This is a genomic window from Maribacter spongiae (genome assembly GCF_047345125.1).
GTDB lineage: Bacteria > Bacteroidota > Bacteroidia > Flavobacteriales > Flavobacteriaceae > Maribacter.
Genome location: NZ_JBLFEQ010000005.1, coordinates 263,570 through 288,116, shown reverse-complemented (window position 1 = coordinate 288,116; position 24,547 = coordinate 263,570). Strand labels below are relative to the sequence as shown.

The window sequence follows — 24,547 nt, the reverse complement described above, 5'->3', positions numbered from 1 at the left end:
TTAGGCCTGCCGCTAGCGTTCATCCTGAGCCAGGATCAAACTCTTCATCGTTATACTATATATACTATTAAGCAAACGACCAAAAAATATCCCCGGGCCCGTAATCTCGATTCAAATCCTTTTGTTATATGATTCAAAAAAAACCTACCGTCCATCTATCTATAATCCAGATGGACGCTGTCTCTACAATATGTCAAATGAACTTCCAGTCCAAGGGGAAAAGATATACCGAAATATCCCTCGAACCCCTCTCCAACACCCAGGCCTCAGTGCCTAAGCGGGTGCAAATATAAGAGGGTTTTTTAAATTAAAAACAAAATCCACATCTTTTTTACACTATTTTTTGCATCTAATTTTTAACTCATTAAAATCGAGCTAATTACAATTAGAAAAAAATCAGAAAGGGCATTGAATTTAATGATTTTCTTTTAATCCCGCAAGGCCCCTTCCATAATTATCTCCCCACACCTGGCTTTTATTGTAGGATAATATAGTAGCAGCATCTCCGAGGAGGGTTAGAGATATAACATATAGTCCCGCCATTCCACAAAACGGGAAACATCAAAACATATTCAATACACTATTGTAGGCCTGCAAACAAGATATTATCTTTGCCCATTGTTTAGCAAAAAAATAATGATTAAAATAACCTTACCGGACGGTTCCATAAAAGATTTTGAAAAAAGCCCATCCCCTATGGATGTTGCCAAAAGTATTAGTGAAGGTCTGGCACGAAATGTAATCTCGGCCAAATTTAACGGCACCACGGTCGAAACGGTTACACCATTGCAAATGGATGGGAGCCTGGTACTCTACACCTGGAAGGACAAAGAGGGCAAAACCGCTTTTTGGCATTCTACATCCCATATTGTGGCCCAAGCTCTGGAAGAACTTTACCCCGGCATAAAATTAACCATTGGCCCGGCCATTGATAATGGGTTTTATTATGATGTTGACCTACCCGAGGGCAGCATCTCCGAAAAGGACTTTCAAAAAATTGAACAGAAGGCTTTGGAAATCGCACGGGGAAAGCATGATTACAAAATGCGGTCGGTCTCAAAATCCGATGCTTTAAGGTTTTACAAAGATCAGGGAAACGAATATAAAGTAGAACTCATAGAAAACCTGGATGATGGAACTATTACCTTTTGTGATCACGATACTTTTACCGATCTGTGCCGTGGTGGGCATATTCCAAATACCGGCATTGTAAAGGCCATTAAAATATTAAGCGTTGCAGGAGCTTATTGGAGGGGAGACGAGAACAACACCCAGCTCACCAGAGTATATGGAATCTCTTTTCCAAAACAAAAAGAACTTACGGAATACCTTCAATTACTTGAAGAGGCCAAAAAAAGAGATCACAGAAAATTAGGGAAGGAACTGGAACTGTTTACCTTCTCACAAAAAGTAGGTCAAGGGCTTCCTTTATGGCTACCTAAGGGTGCGGCATTACGGGAACGGTTAGAACAGTTTTTGAAAAAGGCGCAAAAAAAGGCCGGTTATGAAATGGTAGTTACTCCGCATATTGGTCAAAAAGAACTATATGTTACTTCCGGACATTATGCAAAATATGGCGAAGACAGTTTTCAACCTATTAATACCCCAAAAGAGGATGAAGAGTTTTTATTGAAACCCATGAACTGTCCGCACCATTGTGAAATATACAATGCCAGGCCATTTAGCTATAGGGAACTACCTAAACGTTATGCCGAATTTGGAACGGTATATAGGTACGAACAAAGCGGGGAACTCCATGGTTTGACTAGAGTACGTGGTTTTACCCAGGACGATGCCCATATTTTCTGTACACCGGACCAGTTGGATACCGAATTTAAAAATGTAATCGATCTTTCCCTTTATGTTTTGGGATCATTGGGTTTTGAAGATTTCACTGCTCAAGTTTCCATTAGGGATTTAAACAATCCGGATAAATACATAGGGGCGGCAGATAATTGGGATAAAGCAGAGCAGGCCATCATCAATGCCGCCAAAGAGAAAGGTCTGGATTATATCATTGAAAGTGGAGAGGCCGCCTTTTATGGGCCTAAATTGGATTTTATGGTCAAAGATGCGCTCGGCAGAAATTGGCAATTGGGTACTATTCAAGTAGATTACAACCTTCCTGAACGTTTTGACCTGACCTATAAAGGCAGTGACAATGAACTCCATAGGCCTATAATGATCCATCGGGCCCCTTTTGGAAGTATGGAACGTTTTATAGCCCTTCTATTGGAACATACCGGTGGTAATTTCCCGTTATGGCTTATCCCGGAACAGGCTATTGTATTGCCTGTCAGCGAGAAACATGAAAAATATGCGGAAAAAGTTTTAAAATCACTGGAAAATAACGAAATTCGCGCCCTCATTGATAGTAGGAACGAGACGGTTGGTAAAAAGATACGCGAGGCAGAAATGAACAAAATCCCATTTATGCTGATCGTAGGTGAAAATAATGAGAAAGCAAAAACGATTTCCGTTAGGAAACATGGCGGAGAGGATTTAGGTGCTATCACCATTGATCAATTTACTAACTTGGTAACTAATGAAATAAATAGTACCTTAAAGTCGTTTTGAAAATTTAAGTTTAACTAAAAAATATAAGTCATAGCAATACGTAAAAGATTTAGGCCCCAACCTAGGAGGGAGAATAAGAACCCCCATAATATCAATGAAAAGATACTTGCTCCAGAAATAAGGTTGGTCGGAGACAATGTAGAAGTTGGCGTTTATCCTATCCGAAAGGCATTGGATATATCCAAGGAACTGGAATTGGACCTAGTCGAAATTTCACCAAAAGCGAACCCTCCTGTTTGTAAGATCATAGATTATAAGAAATTTCTATACGAACAGAAGAAGCGTGAAAAAGCCATGAAGGCGAAAGCTTCCAAAGTGGTGGTAAAAGAAATAAGATTTGGCCCGAATACGGACGACCATGATTATGAGTTCAAAAAGAAGCATGCAGAAAAGTTTCTTAAGGACGGTGCCAAATTAAAGGCTTATGTATTTTTTAAGGGAAGGTCCATAGTGTACAAGGATCAAGGTGAAATACTGTTATTAAGATTGGCTTCCGAATTGGAGGAATTAGGGAAAGTGGAACAAATGCCAAAGTTGGAGGGTAAACGAATGACCATGTTCATCGCCCCTAAGACAAAGAAGTAAAATAGATAATCGGACAATTGTTATCGTCCGTGCGACAAGATACTGAGCCAAGCCCTATCAACAGGCTTGTTCAGCATAGAGTGAGATTAATAAATAAATAGGAAAAATGCCTAAACAAAAAACAAAATCCAGTGCCAAAAAGCGATTTAAGCTTACAGGTACGGGTAAAATCAAAAGAAAACACGCTTTTAAGAGCCACATTCTTACAAAGAAATCCAAAAAGCGTAAACTTGCTTTGACCCATAGCACTTTAGTGCACGATCATGATGTCAATAGCATTAAGGAACAATTACGTTTAAAGTAATTTGTACTTAAAAAGGTAAATTTATTAACCATGGAGTTAGGCCAAAAATAAAAGAGTTATGGGTTATGGGTTCAAGATTATGAACACTGACAAAATTAACCGCCTACTACAAAAAATTAAAAAGAAATGCCAAGATCAGTAAATGCAGTAGCTTCCAGAGCCAGGAGAAAAAAGGTAATGAAGCAAGCCAAAGGTTACTTTGGGAGACGTAAAAACGTTTGGACAGTAGCCAAAAATGCGGTTGAAAAAGCAATGTTATATGCTTATAGGGACCGTAGAAACAAAAAAAGAAATTTCCGGGCACTATGGATTACCCGTATCAACGCGGGTGCCAGAATGCACGGGATGTCCTATTCTCAATTTATGGGTAAAGTAAAAGCAAACAATATCGAATTGAACAGAAAAGTTCTTGCAGATTTGGCCATGAACCACCCAGATGCCTTTAAAGCCATTGTAGAGCAGGTAAAATAAATTGTAAATTATAAAAAATCTCACGCAGAAAATCCGATTCTTTCGAATCGGATTTTTTGTATCTTGACTTTAAGTAAGAACATGAATGGGGAAATCGATAAAAATATGGACGCAGGTCATATCGCTTATAACCGCCCTCGTTTTTAGTTGTTCCACTTTTTCCCAAAAAGACAGTCTTTTATTTTTGGCATTGGGTGATAGTTACACCATTGGCACCAGTGAATCCTATCCATCTTGCTGGCCCGTTCAATTACAAAAAATATTACATAAAAAGGGAATCCATTTTAAAACACCGAAAATTATTGCCGGTGCCGGTTGGACGAGTAAAAAATTATTGGAAGAACTGTCATTGGAGGCTCCTACCGATAGTTATCATATGATCTCTTTACTCATAGGCGTGAACAACCAATATAGAAATCAAGGTATATCGGCATTTAAAAAAGATTTCTCCACACTCCTGAAAAAAAGCATCGTACTGGCAAAAAACAATACCTCTGGGGTGTTCGTACTATCTATTCCAGATTGGAGCGTAATGCCATTTGCACGGTATAAGGACAAAGAAAAAATTGTTGGGGAATTGAAGGAATACAATGCGATCGTAAAAAGAGAAGCTGAAAAACACAATGTTCTTTTTATCGATATTACCAAATTATCCAGAAAAGCACTATTTGATACTTCCCTCATAGCTAGGGACAGTCTGCATCCTTCACGAAAAATGTATAAGGCCTGGACAAGAAAAATCAGTAAAGAACTTCTTAAAAATTTTCATTTTTAGTTTGGCTCAACAATCGCGTAATTTTAATCGTATTCAAAGCAGGGAATCCTAATCTTTGGTTGTTCTATCTTTTTTATTGAATGCCTATTCCCCGGGACTATTTATTCGGACTACATGCCGTATGCACTTAGGACCAAAGTCCTTCCCGAGGCATAATTCCTGTGTTCACATAAATAAATGCCCTGCCATGTCCCTAAATTCAACGTCCCCTTGGTTATGGGTATTTGAACGGAAGTTCCCATTAGGGAAGCTTTGATGTGTGCGGGCATATCATCGGGGCCTTCATAATTATGAAGGTAATAAGGTGCATTTTCAGGAACCATTTTGTTGATATGGCTTTCAAAATCGACCCGAACCGTTGGATCTGCATTTTCATTTATGGTAAGGCTCGCAGAAGTATGTTGAATAAATACCTGTAACATTCCGGCATCAATATTTTTAATTTCCGGAATCCCATCGATTATTATATCGGTAACCAAATGGAAACCCCTCTCACAGGCGGGTAATTTTATGCTATTTTGATAGAATTTCATGTATTCCGCAATACTTTTATGGTTATAGACAAGCTTTGTTTACACCTACAAAGTCCCCTTAAAGGACAATCTATTGTAAAAACCCCATAAAACTAAACGATTATCTAACGCATAACAAATACCTTTGCGCTTTTAAAATCAGAGCGATGAATCTATCAAACATCAAAATGGTAGTCAGCGACATGGACGGAACGCTTTTAAACTCCAACCATGAAGTAAGCAGTAGTTTTTTTGAACTGTTCGAAACCATGAAAAACAAAGGTATCCGGTTTGTAGCGGCAAGCGGCAGGCAGTATAACAGTATTATTGAAAAACTATCCCCTATAAAAGAGGATATTATCGTAGTTGCCGAAAATGGCGGATTTGTTGTACAGAACGATGTGGAGCTTTTATCTACGCCCCTATCACAGGGTGTTAAAAATACCGTTCTTGACCTTCTCAACGATTTTCCTGAAATACATCCGGTACTATGCGGAAAACATGAAGCTTATTCATCTGGCCAATCGGCTAATTTTATTGAAAGATTAAAGGAATACTATTCCGAGTTTCAGGTGTTGGATGATTTAAAATCCTGTGATATGGAAATCGTTAAGATAGCCCTGTTTCATTTTGAAAGTTCCGAACAATACATCTATCCATTGGTCAAACATTTAGAAGAAAACCTAAAAATAAAAATTTCTGGGGAAAATTGGGTAGATATCTCCAGCCCCAATGCACATAAAGGTTTTGCACTTGAAAAATTAATGAAAACATATAATTTAGATTCCAATGAGGTTATGGTGTTTGGCGATTATAACAACGATTTGGAAATGATGGCACTCTCCGATTATAGTTTTGCGATGGAAAATGCCCATCCCAATGTTAAAAAAGTGGCCAACTTCACGACATTGAGTAATGATTCCATGGGGGTGGAGACTATTCTCTCGCAACTCCTTAGATAATAAAATAATATAACATTCAGCATACCATGAAAAAACACGTCGATCAATTATTCATATCCCTATTTCTTATTATTGCGGCCTTAGGAAACGCTCAAATTAACAAACCAAGCCTTAGTCCACTTATAAAAACGGAACAGCAAGTGGGTTTGGCAAAGGTTACGCTGGAATACGGGCAGCCCAACATGCAAAGAAGAACTATTTTCGGGAAACTTATTCCTTTTAACAGAATATGGCGCACTGGTGCAAATTCATCTACCAAAATCAGTTTTGATAAGGACATACAGCTTGATGGGAACCTTATTACTGCTGGAAGCTATTCTTTATATACCATACCCGGCCCGAAAGAATGGACCGTTATCCTGAATTCGAACACAAAACACTGGGGAAGTGCAGGTTACAATGAAAGTGAAGATGTTGTACGTATTAAAATCGCCGTACAGGAAATGAAGGATGCAAAAGAAACCCTTCAAATATATTTTGAGGGTTTTAATGCCAATGGTGCGGATATGGTCATTGCATGGGAAAACACCAAAATATCCTTGCCATTTTTTGTAGATTCCGATGCGGCCATCTTAAAAGAAATAGATCAAAAGATAAATGCGGCATCGGGTACCATCAATGCTCAAACTTATTTTGATGCCGCCCAGTTTTATTATTTTAAGGACATTGATCTGGATAAGGCAGCAGTTTGGTTCGACAAGGCCATTGAACTAAGGCCAAGTGCCTTTTGGTATGTATATTATAAGGCGGAGTTGGCTTATAAATTGAATAAAACGGACATGGCGAGAAAAGCGGCGGAAAGTTGCCTGTATGCGGCAAAACAGAGTACTTCCAGTGATTACGGTTACATCGCCAAGGCCACCCTGCTTCTTGAAAAGATAAATAACTAGGTCTTTTGCTTCTTTTTCCGAGCTGCGGGAAACAGGACGTTGTTTAAGATCAAGCGATATCCTGGCGAAGTCGGGTGCAACTCCAGTTCGGTTTTTGGGTCCCCTACCCTATGTTGGTAATCTTCGGGATCATGCCCTCCATAAAAGGTAAAAAACCCCTTGCCCTTGATGCCGTGGATGTAGCGTGCTTCCGAGTTTATTTTGTTCTCTCCCAAAACCATAACCGTAGGTTTTATTTCCGATCGTGAAAACGCAGTGGTCTGCCCCATAAACCCTTTTACCAAAGTCGTATGGTTCTGACACAACATGGTGGGGACCGGATCCCATTTGGCGGAAAAATCCATTAATGAAAAATAATCGGATTCTTTCGGAACATTTCCTCTTTTACCGGTCATGTCAATGGAAGAAAACTCATATTTTAAGGGGTTTCGTTCTAAAATAAAATCCCTGAACGCAAAGGTCTTGTTATAATCCAAACTGGATTGGTAATTGGGATCGGAAGCGTCCCCATCGAACATCGGTTCACAAATATCCACTTCATCCGCGGCCAATGCAATATCAAAACTATCCGTAGCGGAACACATGGCAAACATAAATCCGCCCCCGATCACATAATTCCTGATCTTTAGGGCCACTGCCCTTTTTTCTTCGGACACTTTATTATATCCCAGTTTCTTGGCCAGTTTCTCGGCTTCCCTTTTTCCTTCTATATACCATGGTACGGTACGGTAAGCCCCATAAAATTTACCGTACTGTCCCGTAAAATCCTCATGGTGCAAATGCAGCCAATCATACAGAGCCAATTTATCATCCAGTACTTCTTCATCATAAATGGTCACATAAGGAATCTCCGCATAGGTCAATGCCATGGTCACCGCATCGTCCCAAGGTTGATTGCCCTTTGGGGAATAAACGGCTATTTTTGGTGCTTTTTCCAAAATTACGGCATCCTGGTTTTTGGAAGGGCTACTAATTTCATCAAGAATAGCATTGGCTTGATCATCCGATAAAATCTCAAAGGAAACACCACGTATTTGACATTCTTTCCGGATACTTTCACCATCCGGCAATAAAAAGGAACCTCCCCTATAATTTAACAGCCATTGGACCTTTTGCTGTTTGGACAATATCCAGAACGTTATACCGTAAGCCTTTAAGTGATTTTTTTGACTTTCGGCATCCATAGGGACTAGGATGGAAGACGCAGAAATTTGTAGGCAAAAAAGAACGGAGAGTAGGGTAAAAAGCTGTTTATGCATAAAGTATTATGTTGCGGGGAGCTGCTCAAAATTAAGCGAAAAAAAGGCGCACCGTATTTACGGAGCGTTAAAGATTTGAAAAAATGGTATCGAACTCTTTGAAACATCCATCAAAACCTAATCCTAATAAAGCTCAACAAATGGTTTTAAAAGGTGCTGTTTTAGAACGGCACGTCATTATCTTCATCAGGACTTAAATCTTCGTTCATGGCACTACCGAAGGCATCATCCGCACTTGGAAGGTTTTTAACGGCGAACGGATTTTCCTCGTTGGCGTTCATCTTGGACTGAAACTCAAAAGGGGAATCAAAATCATCTAAATTATCGAACTTTCCTAATTGTCCGATGAACTTCAAACGGATATTCTCCAATCCGCCATTTCTGTGTTTGGCCACTATAAATTCCGCTTGGCCCTGTGTTGGCGTTCTTTCCTCATCGTCCCATTCCTCGATCTTATAATATTCCGGCCTATAGATGAACGAAACAATATCCGCATCCTGCTCGATGGCCCCGGACTCCCTCAAATCCGAAAGAATAGGGCGCTTGCTCCCCCCCCTGGTCTCTACCGCCCTTGAAAGTTGGGACAATGCGATTACCGGTACGTTGAGTTCCTTGGCCAATGCCTTCAAGTTCCGGGAAATGGTAGAAATCTCCTGTTCCCTGTTCCCTCCTTTTTGACTACCTCCCGCGGTCATAAGCTGTAGGTAATCAATAATTATCATTTTAATGCCATGCTGGGAGGCCAATCGCCTAGCCTTGGCCCGTAGATCAAAAATGGACAACGAAGGGGTATCGTCTATAAAAAGCGGTGCTTTTTCAAGTGTCTTTACCTTAACGTTCAACTGTTCCCATTCATGTTTCTCCAATCGGCCCGTACGTAGTTTCTCGGAAGACAATCCCGTCTCGGAAGATATTAATCTCGTTATTAATTGCACCGATGACATTTCCAGTGAAAAGAAGGCTACAGGTATTTCTGAATTAACCGCAATATTCCGGGCCATAGATAATGTCAGTGCCGTTTTACCCATACCGGGACGTGCGGCCACAATGACGAGGTCACTGGGTTGCCAACCAGAAGTTAATTTGTCCAATTTATCAAATCCGGAGGGAATACCGCTCAGGCCCTCTTTATTTGCAATTTCTTCGATTCGTTTCTTGGCCTGTATTACCAAATTTTGGGCAGTCTCCGCCGATCGCTTTAGATTTCCTTGGGTTACATCATACAATTTGGATTCCGCATTGTCCAAAAGATCAAAAACGTCGGTAGATTCATCATAGGCATCCTCGATTATCTCATTGGAAATTTTAATTAGGCTCCGTTGGATGAACTTTTGAAGAATAATTCTCGCATGAAACTCAATATGGGCGGAAGAAGCCACTTTTTGGGTCAATTTTATCAAATAAAAATCACCTCCAACGGCCTCTAACTTGCCAGCCTTCTTTAATTGTGAAGAAACGGTTAATAAATCCACCGGTTGGGACTCCTCGAATAAAACAAAAATAGCTTCGTAAATAAATCTATGGGCGTCTTTATAGAACACCTCCGGGTGCAGTATATCTATTACCTCATCCACACCTTTTTTATCGATCATCATAGCCCCCAACACAACCTCCTCTAAATCAACTGCTTGAGGAGGTATTTTCCCTCTTTCGAGGTTGATAATGGTAGATTTGTCGATCTTGCGACCAACTAAGGGCTTTGTGTTCTCCATACCTGCGAAAATATATAATTAACCTTAAGTTAACATAAAAGCATCCGTTCTGGATATTCACCGTTAACTAACAATTATGGTGTTAATAAGTTACAATTTAATGTTGATAACAAAAAAAATCCAAGAATCTTTGTTCCTGGATTTTTCTAAACGTGCTAAAATGGTATATCAACCACTATAAACCCCCATTTGAGCATATTTATCCATTCGTTGGTCTACCAATTCTTTTGGTGATAACTTTTGCAATTCCTCAAAATGGGCAATTATTTTATTTTTTACCGTGTCAAAGGTCTTCTCCCTATTGGCATGGGCACCACCGGCAGGTTCGCGGACTATTTCATCGATGAGTTTTAATTTTTTCATGTCCGTGGCCGTAAGTTTTAAAGCATCTGCAGCCCTTTCCTTAAATTCCCAACTTCTCCATAGGATAGAGGAACAGGATTCTGGCGAAATAACGGAATACCATGTATTCTCCAGCATCAACACCTTGTTCCCTACGCCTATACCCAACGCTCCCCCGGATGCACCTTCACCTATAATTACTACAATGATCGGTACTTTTAATCGGGTCATTTCCAGAATGTTTCTCGCAATGGCCTCTCCTTGGCCCCGTTCTTCGGCCTCAATACCCGGATAGGCTCCCGGCGTGTCTACGAAGCAAATTACGGGAACATTGAATTTTTCGGCAGATTTCATTAATCTCAAGGCCTTCCGATATCCTTCTGGGTTGGCCATGCCAAAATTGCGGTACTGCCTTGTTTTGGTATTGTATCCTTTTTGTTGTCCCACGAACATAAAACTCTGATCGCCGATCTTGCCCAAACCTCCTATCATGGCTTTATCATCCTTTACATTGCGATCACCGTGGAGTTCCAAAAAGGTATCGCCACATATAGCACGAATGTAATCCAAGGTATAAGGTCTGTTCGGGTGTCTTGAAAGCTGAACGCGTTGCCAGGCCGTAAGATTTTTATAAATCTCCTTTCTGGTCTCCGTAAGTTTTTTTTCAATCTGTTTACAGGTTTCGGTAACATCTACATCACTCTCTTCCCCTATAATCATGCATTTGTCCAATTGTTCTTCCAATTCCTTGATCGGAAGTTCAAAATCCAAATATTCCATAGTTAATCCGGTTTTTCTTTTGGTATGGGCAAATATAAAACTTAAATGGCTAATCTTTAGTTCCTGTTTCTTTTTCTATTTGCCCTTTGTTTTAATATACCGTTTGCAATTACCGTAATCAAAATCAAAAATGTCCCCAAATAAAATAAAGGATTCATTTTTTCCTCGGAACCGAACAATATCCACGCCAGAAGTATGCCGTAAACCGGTTCTAAATTAGTGGTGAGCATAACGGTATAAGGTGTTAGTACCTGCATTACCTTTACCGATGCAATAAAGGCGTATGCCGTGCAAAAGAGTGCCAAAATCAAGAGGTATATCCAATCCGTATGGTTTAAATTGAAAAAACTGCCTGAAAAATTTCCTCGGCATCCTAACAATATGGTAAGAAAAAGTACCCCGATACCCATTTCATAAAATGAAATTACCGAAGGCCGATAGGTTTTGACCAGTTTTCCATTGATCAATGAAAAAACAGCGGCCAAAAATGCGGATATCAAAGCAATGGCCATTCCATAAACGTATTTTGATTCTACCTTAAAAATAAGATAGAGTCCCACTATTACCAATAGACCAAAAATCACCTCATATCCGATAATCCTCCGTTTATATAAAAAAGGTTCCATTAATGCCGTAAAAAATGCTCCCGCTGACATCATGGCCAGTGCAACGGAAACCGTAGCTACCTTTATGGCCCAGAAAAATGTTACCCAGTGCAGGGCGATCACTATCCCGGCCGCAACAAACCACCAAATTGCCCTTTTGCTTATTCGCAAACTTAATTTTGCAAAAATCAGATACAAAAAAATGAACAATGTGGCCAAACCCATGCGGTACCAGACCAATGGTAGGGAGCCTATGGTAATAAGCTTGCCCAGAATAGCCGTAAATCCCCAGATAAGGACAATAAAATGAAGATGCAAAAGGTTTGTGGTCCTATCTCTTTGCATTTTGCAAAAGGTAAAATGCAAGGATGCCAAAGATTACATTGGGGATAATTACCGCAAGTAAAGGTGAAAAACCCGATTGCTCCGCCAATGTTCCAAAAACCTTATCGAAAAAGATGTAGATGAAAGCTATCAAAATACCAAAGGCCAAGTTTATTCCCATGCCTCCCCTCCTTTTTATCGAGGATACCGCAACGGCAATGATGGTCAGGATAAAAGCCGCCAAGGGTAGTGCCCACCGCTTATATTTTACAAGAATATACGCATTGATATTGGATGCCCCTTTTCTTTTCTGATTCTCGATAAATTTATCCAATTCGTACAGGTTTTTCGTCTCCGCCACATAGGATACGGGGGTCAGGTCATCTATTTTAAACGCAAACAAGGTATCCAACCTTCTTTTACTTTCAATAATGGCACTGTCTCCAACTATCTTTCGTTTTCTATAAGAAGTCAACCTGTAGGTGCTGTCCTTATCTACCCACCTAATATTTCCCGCGGATATTTTAAAATCCAATTTGTTCTTATCGGTAAAACGTTCATATGTAAAATTGTTCCCTTTTTTTCGGGCAGGGTCAAAACTGCTCACATAAATGAAATCCGTTTCGTTCAATTGGTTGAAAATATTGGTAGTGACCCGGTCTTTTTTGCCTTTTTTGAGATACTTGTATTTAAATTCATTGAACCCCACGCTAGCTTGTGGTACAATGAACATGGTCATAAAGAACATGAGAATGGCTATTATGGTAGCACCGATAAAATAAGGGCGCAAAAATCTGTTGAAAGAAATACCGGAACTTAAAATAGCTACAATCTCCGTGTTATTGGCCAATTTGGAGGTAAAAAAAATAACGGATAAGAACAGAAAAATAGGGAAAAGCAAACTGCCTATATAAATTGTAAAATCCAGATAATACCATAAAATCTCGTTCAAGGGAGCCTCATTGTCTATCATTTTCCCTATTTGCTCCGCCAGATTGGCCATGATACCGATAGGGATGAACAACAACAACATTACGGTAAAGGTTACCAGATATCGTTTTAGTATGTATTTATCTATTATGGAAAGCATAGTTACAAACGTTTATCCATTTGTTTGACCATCTTATTCTTCCAATCCCCAAAATCACCGGCCAAGATATGCTTTCTGGCCTCCCGTACCAGCCAAAGATAAAAGCCCAAGTTGTGAATAGTAGCTATTTGTTTGCCCAAATACTCCTTGGCCACGAACAAATGGCGCAAATAGGCCTTGGAATATTCCCTATCCACAAAGGTGATTCCCATTTCATCAATGGCGGAGAAATCATCCTCCCATTTTTTGTTTTTGATGTTGATGGTTCCGTGGGCCGTAAACAACATTCCGTTACGTGCATTTCTGGTAGGCATCACACAATCGAACATATCAATACCCAATGCAATATTTTCTAAAATATTTATCGGGGTTCCCACACCCATTAGATATCTGGGTTTATCTTCCGGCAATACCTCACAGACAACCTCGGTCATCGCATACATTTCCTCAGCCGGTTCTCCAACGGACAGGCCGCCTATCGCATTTCCTTCGGCTCCTGCATTGGCAACATATTCCGCAGACTGTTTCCTTAAATCCTTAAATGTAGAGCCTTGTACTATAGGAAAGAAACTCTGGGAATATTCATAGGTATATGGTATTTTTTTCAGATGCTCAATACAACGATCCAACCACCTATGGGTCATATGCATGGAACGCTTGGCGTAATTATAATCACAGGGATAAGGAGTGCATTCGTCAAAGGCCATGATAATGTCCGCACCTATTACACGTTGAATCTCCATTACATTTTCCGGTGTAAACATGTGCATGGAACCATCTATATGCGATTTAAACTTAACTCCTTCTTCTTTTATCTTACGGTTTCCGGATAATGAGTAGACTTGGTAACCACCGCTATCCGTTAAGATGTTCCTATCCCACCCCATAAATTTATGAAGGCCTCCCGCCTGTTGCAAGATAGATGTTTTGGGCCTTAAAAATAAGTGATACGTATTCCCTAGAATTATATCGGGATTTATTTCTTCCCGCAGTTCTTTTTGATGTACTCCTTTGACCGATGCCACAGTCCCTACAGGCATAAAAATGGGTGTTTCTATCGTGCCATGATCTGTTCGCATGGTTCCTGCCCTGGCCTTGGTCCGGTCATCTTTTTTATGTAATGTAAATTCCAATAGCTGCTAATAAAGCTGCAAAGATAACGAACTCCGCACCTCTAAAACTTAATAAAAACCAAAGAATATATATAATAAAGGTAATTTTCCTATTAAAGGGAGGGCATACTTTTTGAACCCCTATTTATTCCAACAATAAAGAAACAGGACTTGCGTTCTGGTGGTATAACTAGAAACAAAACATTTGGTATTGTTCTTGATTATCATGCATCAATTAAAACAAAACAATTATGAAAAAAGCACTTTTAGTAATGGTTATGGTATTTGCCGGGTTAATTGCCCATGCGCAAAGTGGGTCAGGATTTGGCCTTAAGGGAGGGTTGAATTACAACGGTAACGGAAAATTTTTTGATTCTGCAGAAAACACTTTTAGAAATCCCGATAAGAATGTGGGCTTTCATGCGGGTATCTTTGGAAAACTGGGAAACAAAATTTATGTACGCCCGGAACTGGTCTACACCAGTACCAAATCCGGTTACAACGAAGGCGACCTAAAAATCAATAAGTTGGATGCACCTGTTCTAGTAGGGATTAAAGTTATAGGGCCATTACATGTTTTTGCGGGGCCTTCCTTTCAATACATCTTGAATACGAAATTCAATGACCTGACCATAGACGATATAGAAAATGATTTTACCATTGGGCTTAATATTGGCGCAGGGATAAATTTGGGAAAACTGGGAGTCGATGTACGTTATGAAAGGGGATTCTCGGAAAATGAGGTCAACTTTATAAATTCCAATATAACAACACTTAATGGTGATCGTGTAGATACACGGCCCGATCAATTCATCGTGAGTCTTTCATTAAAGATCTAGTAAAAACTATCGCTAAAAACCAAAGACCCTTTGATTGCTCAAAGGGTCTTTTTTTCAATATTATTTATTGTAAAGATTCCTGTTAGTCGTTATCCAGATGATCGTCTATCCCATCACCATCCGTATCCTTAAAGCGCACAAAGTTGCCCTCATCATCTAAAACAATTTCTTCCCTTGTAGGAATACCATCATTATCATCATCCGCATCCCTATAATTGTACAGAATTCCACGTGGATCAAAATCACCATCGGTATTGTCATTATTGAGGTTCCCGTCCCCATCCAAATCTTCTAAAATTGAGGGGATGCCATCACCATCTAAATCCGTATCAGGCTCATAATCAAAAGCATCTATCTTAAAAACTAACGGTGAATATGCAGAAATACCTGTTCCGGCGGGCGGGCTATTAAAATAACCCAGTCCCGAGGGGATAAATATGGCCCCTATTCCAAAACCTTCATAGGTTATTGTACCGTCCGTATTTTCTATGGGCCCAGTCCCTTTTTGAAAATACTCCACTCCATTGCCAAACCCTCGTACGACACCAGAAAGATTAAAACGTACAGGTTGGTTGGTAGAAGCATCAAATAGCGTTCCGTTCAACAAAGAACCCTCATATCTTAAAATTGCATTGTCTCCGATGGTCGGCACACTATCTGGAACAGCACCCTGCCGTGCTACAAGAATATAAAGATTATGCTCAAACTCCTCTTCATCATTTATTCTAAATTCAGAAGAAGCAACCATAATCCGTTCCGTAATTAATTCAGATCTGTCAAAAATTGAGATCTTGTCCGCATTATCACCGGCTATGGTATCCAACCTTATTTTATAGTCAAAACCTGTGGGTGGTGTCTCAAACTCTTCGTAATTATAGAAGTGGGTCTTTAAGAAAGTAACGATCTCTTCGTCATCTTCAGCAGCTACCTCACTCAACAATCTTGGCGGTGCGCCCCCCCCCCCGCCAGAATCGTCATTCTTTTTACAGGAAGATAAAAAACCCAACATTAAAGCAATAATGATATAAACGCTTTTCAATTTCATCAACATAGAATTTAAGGGCGCAAGATACAATTTTCCCCTATTTTTGTTGAATACGTTAACAAAGATTTTAGTCTTATGCGCATAGACAAATACTTATGGAGTACCCGTTATTTTAAGACACGAAATATAGCTACGCAAAGCTGCAAAAAAGGTCATGTTAAAATTAACGGACACGTATGCAAACCGGGCAGGGAAGTTTTCCCCATGGATGAGATCACCGTAAGAAAAAATCAAATCGATTATAGGCTTACCGTGCTGGATATACCGGAAAGCAGGGTAGGTGCGAAATTGGTAGATATATACCGTAAGGATACCACACCAAAAGAAGCTTTTCAGCACAATGAACTGTTACAATATTCAAAAGATTATTACCGGAAAAAAGGAACCGGAAGACCCACCAAAAAGGACCGAAGGGAAATCGAAGATTATCTGGCCCCTTCCGATGAAGTAAAAAAGAAGACCAGCGAAAAATAGTTAAATATAAAGGGCCAGCCTAAGTCATATTCCTTATTCTTTCCCATGAAACAGTTATGCTCATTAAAAATACTTCATACAAGGCATAAAACCACTAATTTTTATGATCGTCCAAAAAGTTTGGGCGAGTTCAGTATCTTTATATTTTAATGGTATCTAATGGAACAAAATATACTTTCACATCAGCAAATACAATACAAAATAGAACGTATGGCATATCAAATATATGAGGCCAACGTACATGAAAAAGAAATCATTATTGCCGGAATAGCAGGCGGAGGCATCAATTTTGCTAAAAAAATAATACGTATCCTAAAAAAAATAACGGATGCCGAAATTACCCTTTGTAAAGTCAACATGAATAAGGACGAGCCCCTTAAACATAAGGTAACCACGTCTTTACCAAAAGAAATTTATGAAAATAAATCCGTGGTATTGGTAGACGATGTGCTCAATTCCGGAACAACCTTGATCTATGGAGTACACCATTTTTTAAAAACACCTTTAAAACAGCTCAAAACTGCGGTTTTGGTCAACAGAAACCATAAAAAGTATCCCGTAAAAGCGGATTATAAGGGCATAAGTCTTTCCACATCATTACAGGAACATGTGAACGTTGTTTTTGAAACTAAAAATGACAGGGTGTTCTTAGATTGATAAAGATATGATCTCCGTTACAATTTCTTCGGGAGATTTACCGTCCGCAACAATATTATGCGTAGCTTTATTATAGTAATAGCTACGTTCAAAGAGGTGCTTACCAATAAATTCAGCCAATTCCTCTTTTTCAAAACGAGCGATCATAGGTCGTTGTGTTTTTTCCAGTGACAATCTGGAAACCAGTTCCTTTAAGGAAACTTTTATGTAGTAGGTATTTGGTGTAGCATTGTTAATGGTATCCATATTAGTGCCAAAACAAGGTGTTCCTCCACCCGTTGAAAGAACCAAACTTTCCTTGGACGATAAAATTTCTTTCAGATATGCTATTTCCTTTTTTCTAAAATACACCTCACCTTTCTCCTTAAAAAGTTGACTTATGGTAGTACCTTCCAAAGATTCTATATGGTCGTCCAGATCTAAAAAATTAATATTCAATTGTTTGGACAACAGTTTTCCGAGCGTGGTTTTTCCGCTCCCCATATAACCGACCAATATGATTTTCACATCCTTATTTTGTGTAAAATTCAACTAAATTCCGATGTTTTCAAAAAAAAAGAAATTTCTCTTAAAATAGCCTTGTAAAATAAATGAATCCCTTTATATTTGCACCCGCATTCAGGGAAATGAATGTAATTGAAATTTTGACCTGGTAGCTCAGTTGGTAGAGCATCTCCCTTTTAAGGAGAGGGTCCTGGGTTCGAGCCCCAGCCAGGTCACCACTAACAAAACCCCTATCCATAGGGGTTTTTGTATTTTTATATCCTTCCCTTTTTTTAGATGAACTGGAATCAAGATAGTCCAGGTTCTCCTTTGACTTTAAAAGTTATACGCGGGAATTTAGACCGCTCCCTTGTTATATTGAATGAGAGCAGGTGGTCGATTATATTGTTTACTTCCAATCTAAAACCCAATAAAAGTAATTTTTACTCCCATTAATCAAACGAAGGTAATATTTATGTATATTTACCCTTGTATTGAGAGCAAGTGTAAATTCTACTCCTAAAAAGTGATGACATTTAACAAAGGCATTCCATATAACGATTTACCATTACTCCCCCCTAAAGGAGCTATAGAAACTACTACTGTCCTACGAAAAGCCATTTCGGCCAGTAGAAATTTATCAAAATTAAATGGAGCCATTACCAACCTGTCCAACCCAAAACTTTTTCTAGATATTATTCATTTACAAGAAGCGAAAGCAAGTTCTGAAATAGAAAACATCATTACCACCAATGATGATTTATATCGGGCCATTGTAGCCGATAAAAAATTTGATAATCCCGCAGCCAAAGAAGTAATCAACTATAAAGAGGCTCTATGGTACGGATTGGATCAATTAAAAAAAAAGCCGTTCATAACTACAAATCTCTGCATTGAACTTGTACAACGGATAAAACAAAATACATCAGGAATTAGAACAACGCCCGGCACTACCCTATCCAATGCTAAAGGAGAAACAATTTATATCCCACCGACAGGAGAAACCATTATTAGGGAAAAACTGGCCAATCTGGAAAAATTCATCAATGAACCAAGTAAATTGGATCCACTTATAAAAATGGCCTTGATGCACTATCAATTTGAAGCCATACATCCCTTCTCCGATGGAAATGGAAGAACGGGACGTATTCTACTCCTTCTCTATCTAAAGTTGGAAAAATTATTGGACGTACCTGCTATCTATCTCAGTGAATACATCATCGACAATAAAGCTGCTTACTATAAAAAACTGAGGCTGGTCACAGAAAAGGGAGATTGGGAAAGTTGGATATTGTACATGCTCGATATGATCGAAACAACATCAGAAAAAGGATTGCTCCGTCTTGAAAATATTCTTGCTCTAATGGAGCGTATGTCAACAGAAATAAAGGATAAATTACCCAAAGCTTATTCCAAGGAGTTGATAGAGATTCTGTTCCGATTACCTTATACCAAAAGACAACATTTAATTGATGAAAAATTGGGGACTCCAAAAACTGTAGGCAATTATTTAAGAGATCTCGAAAAGACCAATTTTTTAAAATCCGTCAAAATAGGAAAAGAGAAATTATATCTCAATTATCGATTGATGCAGATATTGGAAAAAAGTTAGATACAGAAACGATTTAAACCTTTCAAATTTTTGAATATGATCGTCCAGGTTCAAAACGGCTTTCTCGATCGGGTTTAATACTCTGACTTTAAAAGTTATACGCCGGAATTTAGACCGCTCACTCGTTATCTTTAATTCATTTAAACTTTTTTTGTCCCGTACTCGTATAGCGCTTATAAATTTCATTATTCGGTTTTAAAAAAATTCACTGTATCGTCTATATACTTCCTTATATTTATCATAAAAAGCTAAACGTAAAGTCCTTAAAAGTTAATCGACCAATAACCCATTACAACTAGAACAACGAACATAATGAGCAAAAACCGAATCGAAATTGCAAAAATCTCCGGATTAACGGAGAAACAACCGGCTTACGCCCTTGTTAAAAATACCGACTTAGTAATTATTAAACACGAAAATGGCATTTCCGTTCTCTATGGCAGGTGTCATCACCGGGGCGCATTATTGGCAGACGGTCATATTGATGGCAAAAACTTGATTTGCGGCGTTCACGGATGGGATTATAGATATGATACCGGAATAAGTGAGTATAACAATGACGAACAGCTTCATAAATTCCAGGAATATATTGATGGTGATTCCCTATTGATAGATGAAGATGAAATCACCCAGTTTGAGCATGACCATCCGCAACCTTTTGATAGGGATTCCTACTTGGGAACCTATGCGGACACCCATCCCGAAGATACAGAACCTTATACGGGTTACATTAAGGAATTGGCCCGGAACGGGCTTAAGAATTTAGGGCATCATGGGTTTTCCGCCTCAATGGGGGTCGATAGAAATACCTTGCCCAAATGGAACGACATCCAGTTTCTTCCTGCACAGTTGGCCACCCGCCCATTATTGGATCACGAGTCTGTGGACACCAAAGTGGTCATTGGCCCAAAAGCAAAGAAACCCCTGGTATTGGACATCCCGTTATTTGTTAGTGATATGAGCTTTGGTGCCTTATCACGTGAGGCAAAGATTGCGCTCTCCAAAGGTGCTGAAATGGCAGGGACCGGAATTTGCTCGGGAGAAGGAGGAATGCTTCCCGAAGAACAACAAAACAACTCCAAATATTTTTATGAGTTGGCCTCTGCCCAATTCGGGTTTACGTGGGATAAACTGGATAATGTACAGGCATTTCATTTTAAGGGTGGCCAAGGAGCTAAAACAGGAACAGGGGGACACTTACCAGGCAATAAGGTGAGTAAGGAAATCGCTGAGGTTCGGGGATTAAAAGAAGGGCAAACCGCCATTAGTCCGGCCACTTTCCCCAATTTTCACGGAGTGGCCGATTTCAAGACTTTTGCCGGGCAGGTCCGTGAGCGTACCGGGGGTATTCCGGTAGGATTCAAAATTGCCGCAAGCCACATTGAAAAAGATATTCAATTTGCTTTGGATGTGGGGGTCGATTATATCATTTTGGACGGAAGAGGTGGAGGAACCGGTTCCGCTCCAACCATTTTAAGGGACAACATCAACGTACCTACTATCCCAGCTTTGGCCAGAGCTAGAAAATATTTAGATAAAGTAGGCGCTAACCATGTAACACTGATTATTACCGGAGGGTTGCGAATTGCCGAAGATTTTGCAAAAGCCCTAATGATGGGCGCCGATGCCATTGCCGTTTCAAATTCGGCCATTCAAGCTATTGGATGTTTAGGAATGCGAGCCTGTGGCAGTAACAACTGCCCAGTAGGTATTGCCACTCAAAAAGAATCTTTACGAAGCAGATTGATCATCGATTCATCGGCCAAGCAATTGCATAATTTTTTCGGTGCGACCAATGATCTGATCAAAGTAGTAGCCCGCTCTTGCGGATATGATGATATTTCAAAATTTAACGCAGATGACCTGTCAACCTTTGATCATGATATGTATAAATTAACAGGAATCCCATATGCAGGAATAAACCCATAAGCAATGTTTCAAATTTTCACTGGTATCGTTGCCCTTTCGTCATTGCTCAGTTTTTTGAATAAAAAACTGCTCAAATTACCAGATACCATTGGCGTAATGATTTTAGCGATTCTAATGTCGCTATTGCTTGCAAGTATAGGGTTTGTGGATGAGGATGCTTTTGCAAGTGTTTGTTCTATAATCCATACGATTGACTTCCGGACTATTTTATTCGATTTTCTACTTGGCTTCTTGCTATTTGCGGGTTCAATTCATGTGAACCTACATAGCCTTATTCGAGAAAAAGGACCGGTTTTGATCTATGCGTCCCTAGGGGTTCTGATATCGACCTTTCTTATAGGTACTGCATTCTATTACGTATCTGAAGCTATTGGTCTTTCAATACCCTATAGCTATTGCCTGGTATTTGGTGCGCTGATTTCACCGACCGATCCTATAGCTGTTTTGGCCCTTTTGAAAAAAGCGGGTGCCCCAAAAGATATGGAAATCAAAATCGTAGGAGAGTCCTTGTTCAATGACGGTGTGGGTATTGTGATTTTTATTTCATTATTGTCCATAGCTACTATGGGAGGGCATGGCATAGAACCATTACATATCTTTTTTGAGTTTGCCCATGAGGCTTTGGGGGGTGTTTTATTGGGATTTGCCTTGGGCTTTTTAGGAAGATTGTTCCTCAAGAGAATTTATGAATCCCCAATTGTAGCTGTCCATATTACTATAGCGATGGTAATGGGGGGCTATAGTTTGGCATCAATGCTACACGTTTCAGGTGCATTGGCCATGGTAATCATGGGGTTAATGATCGGTAATTATTTACATAGTGCTTGTGAAAGCGAACCGTTAAAAAAACATATGAATGTCTTTTGGAAAGTTCTCGACGAAATATTGAACGCTATTCTCTTTGTACTCATAGGCTTGGAAATCGTGAGCCTTGATTTTCAAATGGATTATCTGTTTTTAGGGCTCATCGCCATTGTGATCGTACTCTTTTCACGATATATCTCCGTTTTTATTTCCAATATTTTTCTAAGAAAAGAGCATCGCAGCAATACCAAAAAAATTACGATTCTTACCTGGGCAGGACTGCGTGGTGGAATTTCTATAGCACTGGCACTAACCCTACCTGACGGTGAATTTCGGGAAGCATTGATTTTCGTAACTTACTGTGTGGTGGTATTCTCGATTATCGTACAAGGGTTGACCATTGATAAACTGGTAGTAAAACTTTTAAATAAAAACGAAACAACGAACTATGGATAATCCAAAAAAAATCGTTTGGCATAAGGTATTGGGCAATAAAAAAGAATTGCCCGAAGGCCGTGTAAAAACAGTTACCGCCGCCCATAAAGGTATTTGTTTGACGCACTTTGAGGGTAAATTCTCCGCTTTGGACAACAGATGTCCACACCAAGGAGGGCCTTTGGGCGAGGGTTCCATTGAAAATGGAATGCTGCGTTGCCCATGGCACGGTTGGGATTTTCACCCATGTACCGGCCTGCCACCAGGTGGCTATGATGACGGAATCGAAACTTTTGATGTTAAGGAAGAAGGGGATGCCGTGTACGTAGGCGTCGAGGAAGAAGCTGTACATGAAACCACTGTTTCGGATATTATGGCAGAAACCATGGTGAATTGGGGCGTGACCAAGGTTTTTGGCATGGTAGGACATTCCAATCTAGGTTTTGCCGATGCCATGAAAAGACAAGAAGAAAAAGGAAACCTAAACTTTTACGGAATCCGTCATGAAGGGGCCGCAGCCTTTGCAGCCTCGGCCTATGGAAAATTGACCGGGAAACCGGCGGCATGTTTTTCGATAGCAGGTCCCGGGGCTACCAATATGTACACGGGTATGTGGGATGCCAAGGTAGATCGCGCCCCATTATTGGCCTTAACAGGACAAGTAGCCACACAAGTGGTGGGTACGGGTAATTTTCAAGAAGTAGATCTGGTCAGGGGTTTTAGTACCGTTGCCGAGTTCAATCAGCGGGTACAAAGAGATAGCAGACATGCCGAACTAATGTCATTGGCCATTAAACATGCCATCCTAAAAAGAGATGTATCGCATTTGACTTTTCCGGACGAAGTCCAGGAACGGAAAGCCAAATCCAATGCAAAAGCACAAACTCCTGAAAATCGGATCACCCCCATGCAGATCGCCCCTCCAGAAGAAGCGGTGAACGATGCCGTTGCCTTGCTTAAAAAAGCAAAACGCCCTGTAATTATTATGGGCCATGGGGCTAGAGCAAATAAAAAAGCTATCGTAAAGTTTGCCGAGCGCCTAAATGCTGCCGTGGTCACAACCTTTAAGGGAAAAGGGTTGATTGCCGATAACCACCCGCTTGGTGGCGGTGTTTTAGGTAGAAGCGGAACACCCATTGCTTCCTGGTTCATGAACGAATCCGATCTATTATTGGTATTTGGGGCCTCTTTCTCGAACCATACCGGAATTACACCAAAAAAACCGATCATTCAAGTAGATTTTGACCCTTTGGCATTAAGTAAATTCCATAAAGTAGAGGTGGCTGTCTGGGGAGAGATTTCAAGGACCCTGGAAATCTTTGAAAATGAATTGAAAGGAAATGTAAATACCATTGATCAAACCGATGAGATTGCGACCCGATGGAAAATTTGGAAAGCGGAAAAAGCAAAAAGACTAAAAGAAACTTCGGATAAGGGCATCAGCTCCATTGCGGTTTTCGAGACCATGAACAAATTGACCCCCGAAAACGCCGTTATGTGTGTTGATGTTGGTAATAATGCCTATTCTTTCGGACGATATTTTGAACCGACGGATCAAGATTTTTTAATGTCGGGCTATTTGGGTTCCATCGGTTTCGCATTACCAGCGGCAATAGGGGCTTGGACCGCAGTTGGTGATACCCGACCTGTGGTCGCTGTGGCAGGAGATGGTGGGTTGAGTCAATATTTAGCGGAAATAACCACCTTGGTAAAATATAAAATGCCCGTAAAGTTGATTATTTTGAACAATCATGAATTGGGCAAAATTTCCAAAGAACAACGGGCAGGCGAATTTGATGTCTGGAAAACCTCGCTTTCAAACCCCAATTTTGCCGAATTTGCGCAATCCTGTGGTGCATGGGGCAAACGAGTGGAAGATCAGGAAATCCTTGAAACGGAAATGAAGGCATTATTTAATTGTAATGGACCTGCCGTTTTAGAAATAATGACCGATGTAAATTTGATTTAA

At 39.9% G+C, this 24,547-nt stretch carries 23 protein-coding genes and 1 tRNA gene; 15 read left to right on the top strand and 9 right to left on the bottom strand.

The annotated features are described in order from the left end of the window. Nucleotides 1–636 precede the first annotated feature (636 nt). The 5 genes from thrS (at nt 637) to ACKWB9_RS09460 (ending at nt 4,712) form a co-directional block, all read left to right on the top strand. The gene (gene thrS, locus ACKWB9_RS09480; protein WP_414002772.1) at nt 637–2,577 is read left to right on the top strand and encodes a threonine--tRNA ligase; all 1,941 of its coding nucleotides are present in this window, start codon (nt 637–639) and stop codon (nt 2,575–2,577) included. A gap of 30 nt (nt 2,578–2,607) precedes the next feature. Then, entirely contained in the window at nt 2,608–3,162 is a 555-nt protein-coding gene (gene infC / locus ACKWB9_RS09475) for a translation initiation factor IF-3 (RefSeq protein ID WP_414002780.1), read from the top strand. A 106-nt stretch (nt 3,163–3,268) separates the two neighbouring features. Beyond that, entirely contained in the window at nt 3,269–3,466 is a 198-nt protein-coding gene (gene rpmI / locus ACKWB9_RS09470) for a 50S ribosomal protein L35 (protein WP_109649079.1), read from the top strand. Between the two features lie 126 nt (nt 3,467–3,592). Further along, a complete protein-coding gene (gene rplT / locus ACKWB9_RS09465; RefSeq protein ID WP_414002771.1) occupies nt 3,593–3,937 on the top strand; it encodes a 50S ribosomal protein L20 in 345 nt (114 codons plus the stop codon). Nucleotides 3,938–4,022: 85 nt separating this feature from the next. Continuing rightward, nucleotides 4,023–4,712: an SGNH/GDSL hydrolase family protein gene (locus tag ACKWB9_RS09460; RefSeq protein WP_414002770.1), complete on the top strand. Its 690-nt coding sequence runs from the start codon at nt 4,023–4,025 to the stop codon at nt 4,710–4,712. 110 nt (nt 4,713–4,822) lie between these two features. Here the strand turns inward: ACKWB9_RS09460 and ACKWB9_RS09455 are convergent, their stop codons facing one another. After that, nucleotides 4,823–5,245 carry a secondary thiamine-phosphate synthase enzyme YjbQ gene (locus tag ACKWB9_RS09455; protein ID WP_414002769.1) on the bottom strand — a complete coding sequence of 141 codons (423 nt, stop codon included), beginning with the start codon at nt 5,243–5,245 and terminating at the stop codon, nt 4,823–4,825. Nucleotides 5,246–5,391: 146 nt separating this feature from the next. Here ACKWB9_RS09455 and ACKWB9_RS09450 point away from each other — a divergent pair, with 146 nt between their 5' ends. Both ACKWB9_RS09450 and ACKWB9_RS09445 read left to right on the top strand, forming a co-directional pair. After that, a complete protein-coding gene (locus tag ACKWB9_RS09450; protein WP_414002768.1) occupies nt 5,392–6,186 on the top strand; it encodes an HAD family hydrolase in 795 nt (264 codons plus the stop codon). Nucleotides 6,187–6,212: 26 nt separating this feature from the next. Beyond that, complete coding sequence (locus ACKWB9_RS09445) at nt 6,213–7,076, top strand: DUF2911 domain-containing protein (RefSeq protein ID WP_414002767.1); 864 nt, start codon at nt 6,213–6,215, stop codon at nt 7,074–7,076. Here the strand turns inward: ACKWB9_RS09445 and ACKWB9_RS09440 are convergent. The 6 genes from ACKWB9_RS09440 to tgt form a co-directional block, all read right to left on the bottom strand. Further along, nucleotides 7,073–8,335, bottom strand: a complete 1,263-nt coding sequence (locus tag ACKWB9_RS09440) for an asparagine synthetase B (protein ID WP_414002766.1) — start codon at nt 8,333–8,335, stop codon at nt 7,073–7,075. The genes ACKWB9_RS09445 and ACKWB9_RS09440 overlap by 4 nt on opposite strands. A 161-nt stretch (nt 8,336–8,496) precedes the next feature. After that, entirely contained in the window at nt 8,497–10,047 is a 1,551-nt protein-coding gene (gene dnaB, locus ACKWB9_RS09435; protein ID WP_414002765.1) for a replicative DNA helicase, read from the bottom strand. A gap of 168 nt (nt 10,048–10,215) precedes the next feature. Continuing rightward, a complete protein-coding gene (locus tag ACKWB9_RS09430) occupies nt 10,216–11,169 on the bottom strand; it encodes an acetyl-CoA carboxylase carboxyltransferase subunit alpha (protein WP_414002764.1) in 954 nt (317 codons plus the stop codon). A gap of 56 nt (nt 11,170–11,225) precedes the next feature. Then, nucleotides 11,226–12,119, bottom strand: a complete 894-nt coding sequence (locus ACKWB9_RS09425; RefSeq protein ID WP_414002763.1) for a DMT family transporter — start codon at nt 12,117–12,119, stop codon at nt 11,226–11,228. After that, on the bottom strand, nt 12,106–13,188 hold the full coding sequence (locus ACKWB9_RS09420; protein ID WP_414002762.1) for an LptF/LptG family permease: 1,083 nt from the start codon (nt 13,186–13,188) through the stop codon (nt 12,106–12,108). The genes ACKWB9_RS09425 and ACKWB9_RS09420 overlap by 14 nt, the downstream gene beginning before the upstream one ends. A gap of 2 nt (nt 13,189–13,190) precedes the next feature. Beyond that, entirely contained in the window at nt 13,191–14,321 is a 1,131-nt protein-coding gene (gene tgt / locus ACKWB9_RS09415) for a tRNA guanosine(34) transglycosylase Tgt (protein WP_414002761.1), read from the bottom strand. 230 nt (nt 14,322–14,551) lie between these two features. Between tgt and ACKWB9_RS09410 the strand changes: the two genes are divergently transcribed. After that, complete coding sequence (locus ACKWB9_RS09410; RefSeq protein WP_414002760.1) at nt 14,552–15,139, top strand: outer membrane beta-barrel protein; 588 nt, start codon at nt 14,552–14,554, stop codon at nt 15,137–15,139. Between the two features lie 82 nt (nt 15,140–15,221). Here ACKWB9_RS09410 and ACKWB9_RS09405 read toward each other — a convergent pair whose 3' ends face one another. Further along, nucleotides 15,222–16,184 (bottom strand): FKBP-type peptidyl-prolyl cis-trans isomerase, encoded by a 963-nt coding sequence (locus ACKWB9_RS09405; RefSeq protein WP_414002759.1) that lies wholly within the window; start codon nt 16,182–16,184, stop codon nt 15,222–15,224. Between the two features lie 75 nt (nt 16,185–16,259). Between ACKWB9_RS09405 and ACKWB9_RS09400 the strand changes: the two genes are divergently transcribed. Continuing rightward, nucleotides 16,260–16,658 carry an RNA-binding S4 domain-containing protein gene (locus tag ACKWB9_RS09400; protein WP_414002758.1) on the top strand — a complete coding sequence of 133 codons (399 nt, stop codon included), beginning with the start codon at nt 16,260–16,262 and terminating at the stop codon, nt 16,656–16,658. Nucleotides 16,659–16,817: 159 nt separating this feature from the next. After that, complete coding sequence (locus ACKWB9_RS09395; protein WP_414002757.1) at nt 16,818–17,315, top strand: phosphoribosyltransferase family protein; 498 nt, start codon at nt 16,818–16,820, stop codon at nt 17,313–17,315. On the opposite strand, the gene ACKWB9_RS09390 is transcribed toward ACKWB9_RS09395, so the two are convergent. Beyond that, on the bottom strand, nt 17,307–17,846 hold the full coding sequence (locus tag ACKWB9_RS09390; RefSeq protein ID WP_414002756.1) for a shikimate kinase: 540 nt from the start codon (nt 17,844–17,846) through the stop codon (nt 17,307–17,309). The genes ACKWB9_RS09395 and ACKWB9_RS09390 overlap by 9 nt on opposite strands. A gap of 115 nt (nt 17,847–17,961) precedes the next feature. Here ACKWB9_RS09390 and ACKWB9_RS09385 point away from each other — a divergent pair. From ACKWB9_RS09385 to ACKWB9_RS09365, 5 genes are all read left to right on the top strand, one after another. Beyond that, a tRNA-Lys gene (locus ACKWB9_RS09385) sits at nt 17,962–18,037 on the top strand. A gap of 290 nt (nt 18,038–18,327) precedes the next feature. Further along, nucleotides 18,328–19,410, top strand: a complete 1,083-nt coding sequence (locus ACKWB9_RS09380; RefSeq protein ID WP_414002755.1) for a Fic family protein — start codon at nt 18,328–18,330, stop codon at nt 19,408–19,410. Nucleotides 19,411–19,722: 312 nt separating this feature from the next. Beyond that, nucleotides 19,723–21,339 (top strand): glutamate synthase-related protein, encoded by a 1,617-nt coding sequence (locus tag ACKWB9_RS09375; RefSeq protein ID WP_414002754.1) that lies wholly within the window; start codon nt 19,723–19,725, stop codon nt 21,337–21,339. Between the two features lie 3 nt (nt 21,340–21,342). After that, nucleotides 21,343–22,599: a cation:proton antiporter gene (locus ACKWB9_RS09370; RefSeq protein WP_414002753.1), complete on the top strand. Its 1,257-nt coding sequence runs from the start codon at nt 21,343–21,345 to the stop codon at nt 22,597–22,599. Then, nucleotides 22,592–24,547 carry a thiamine pyrophosphate-binding protein gene (locus ACKWB9_RS09365; RefSeq protein ID WP_414002752.1) on the top strand — a complete coding sequence of 652 codons (1,956 nt, stop codon included), beginning with the start codon at nt 22,592–22,594 and terminating at the stop codon, nt 24,545–24,547. The genes ACKWB9_RS09370 and ACKWB9_RS09365 overlap by 8 nt, the downstream gene beginning before the upstream one ends.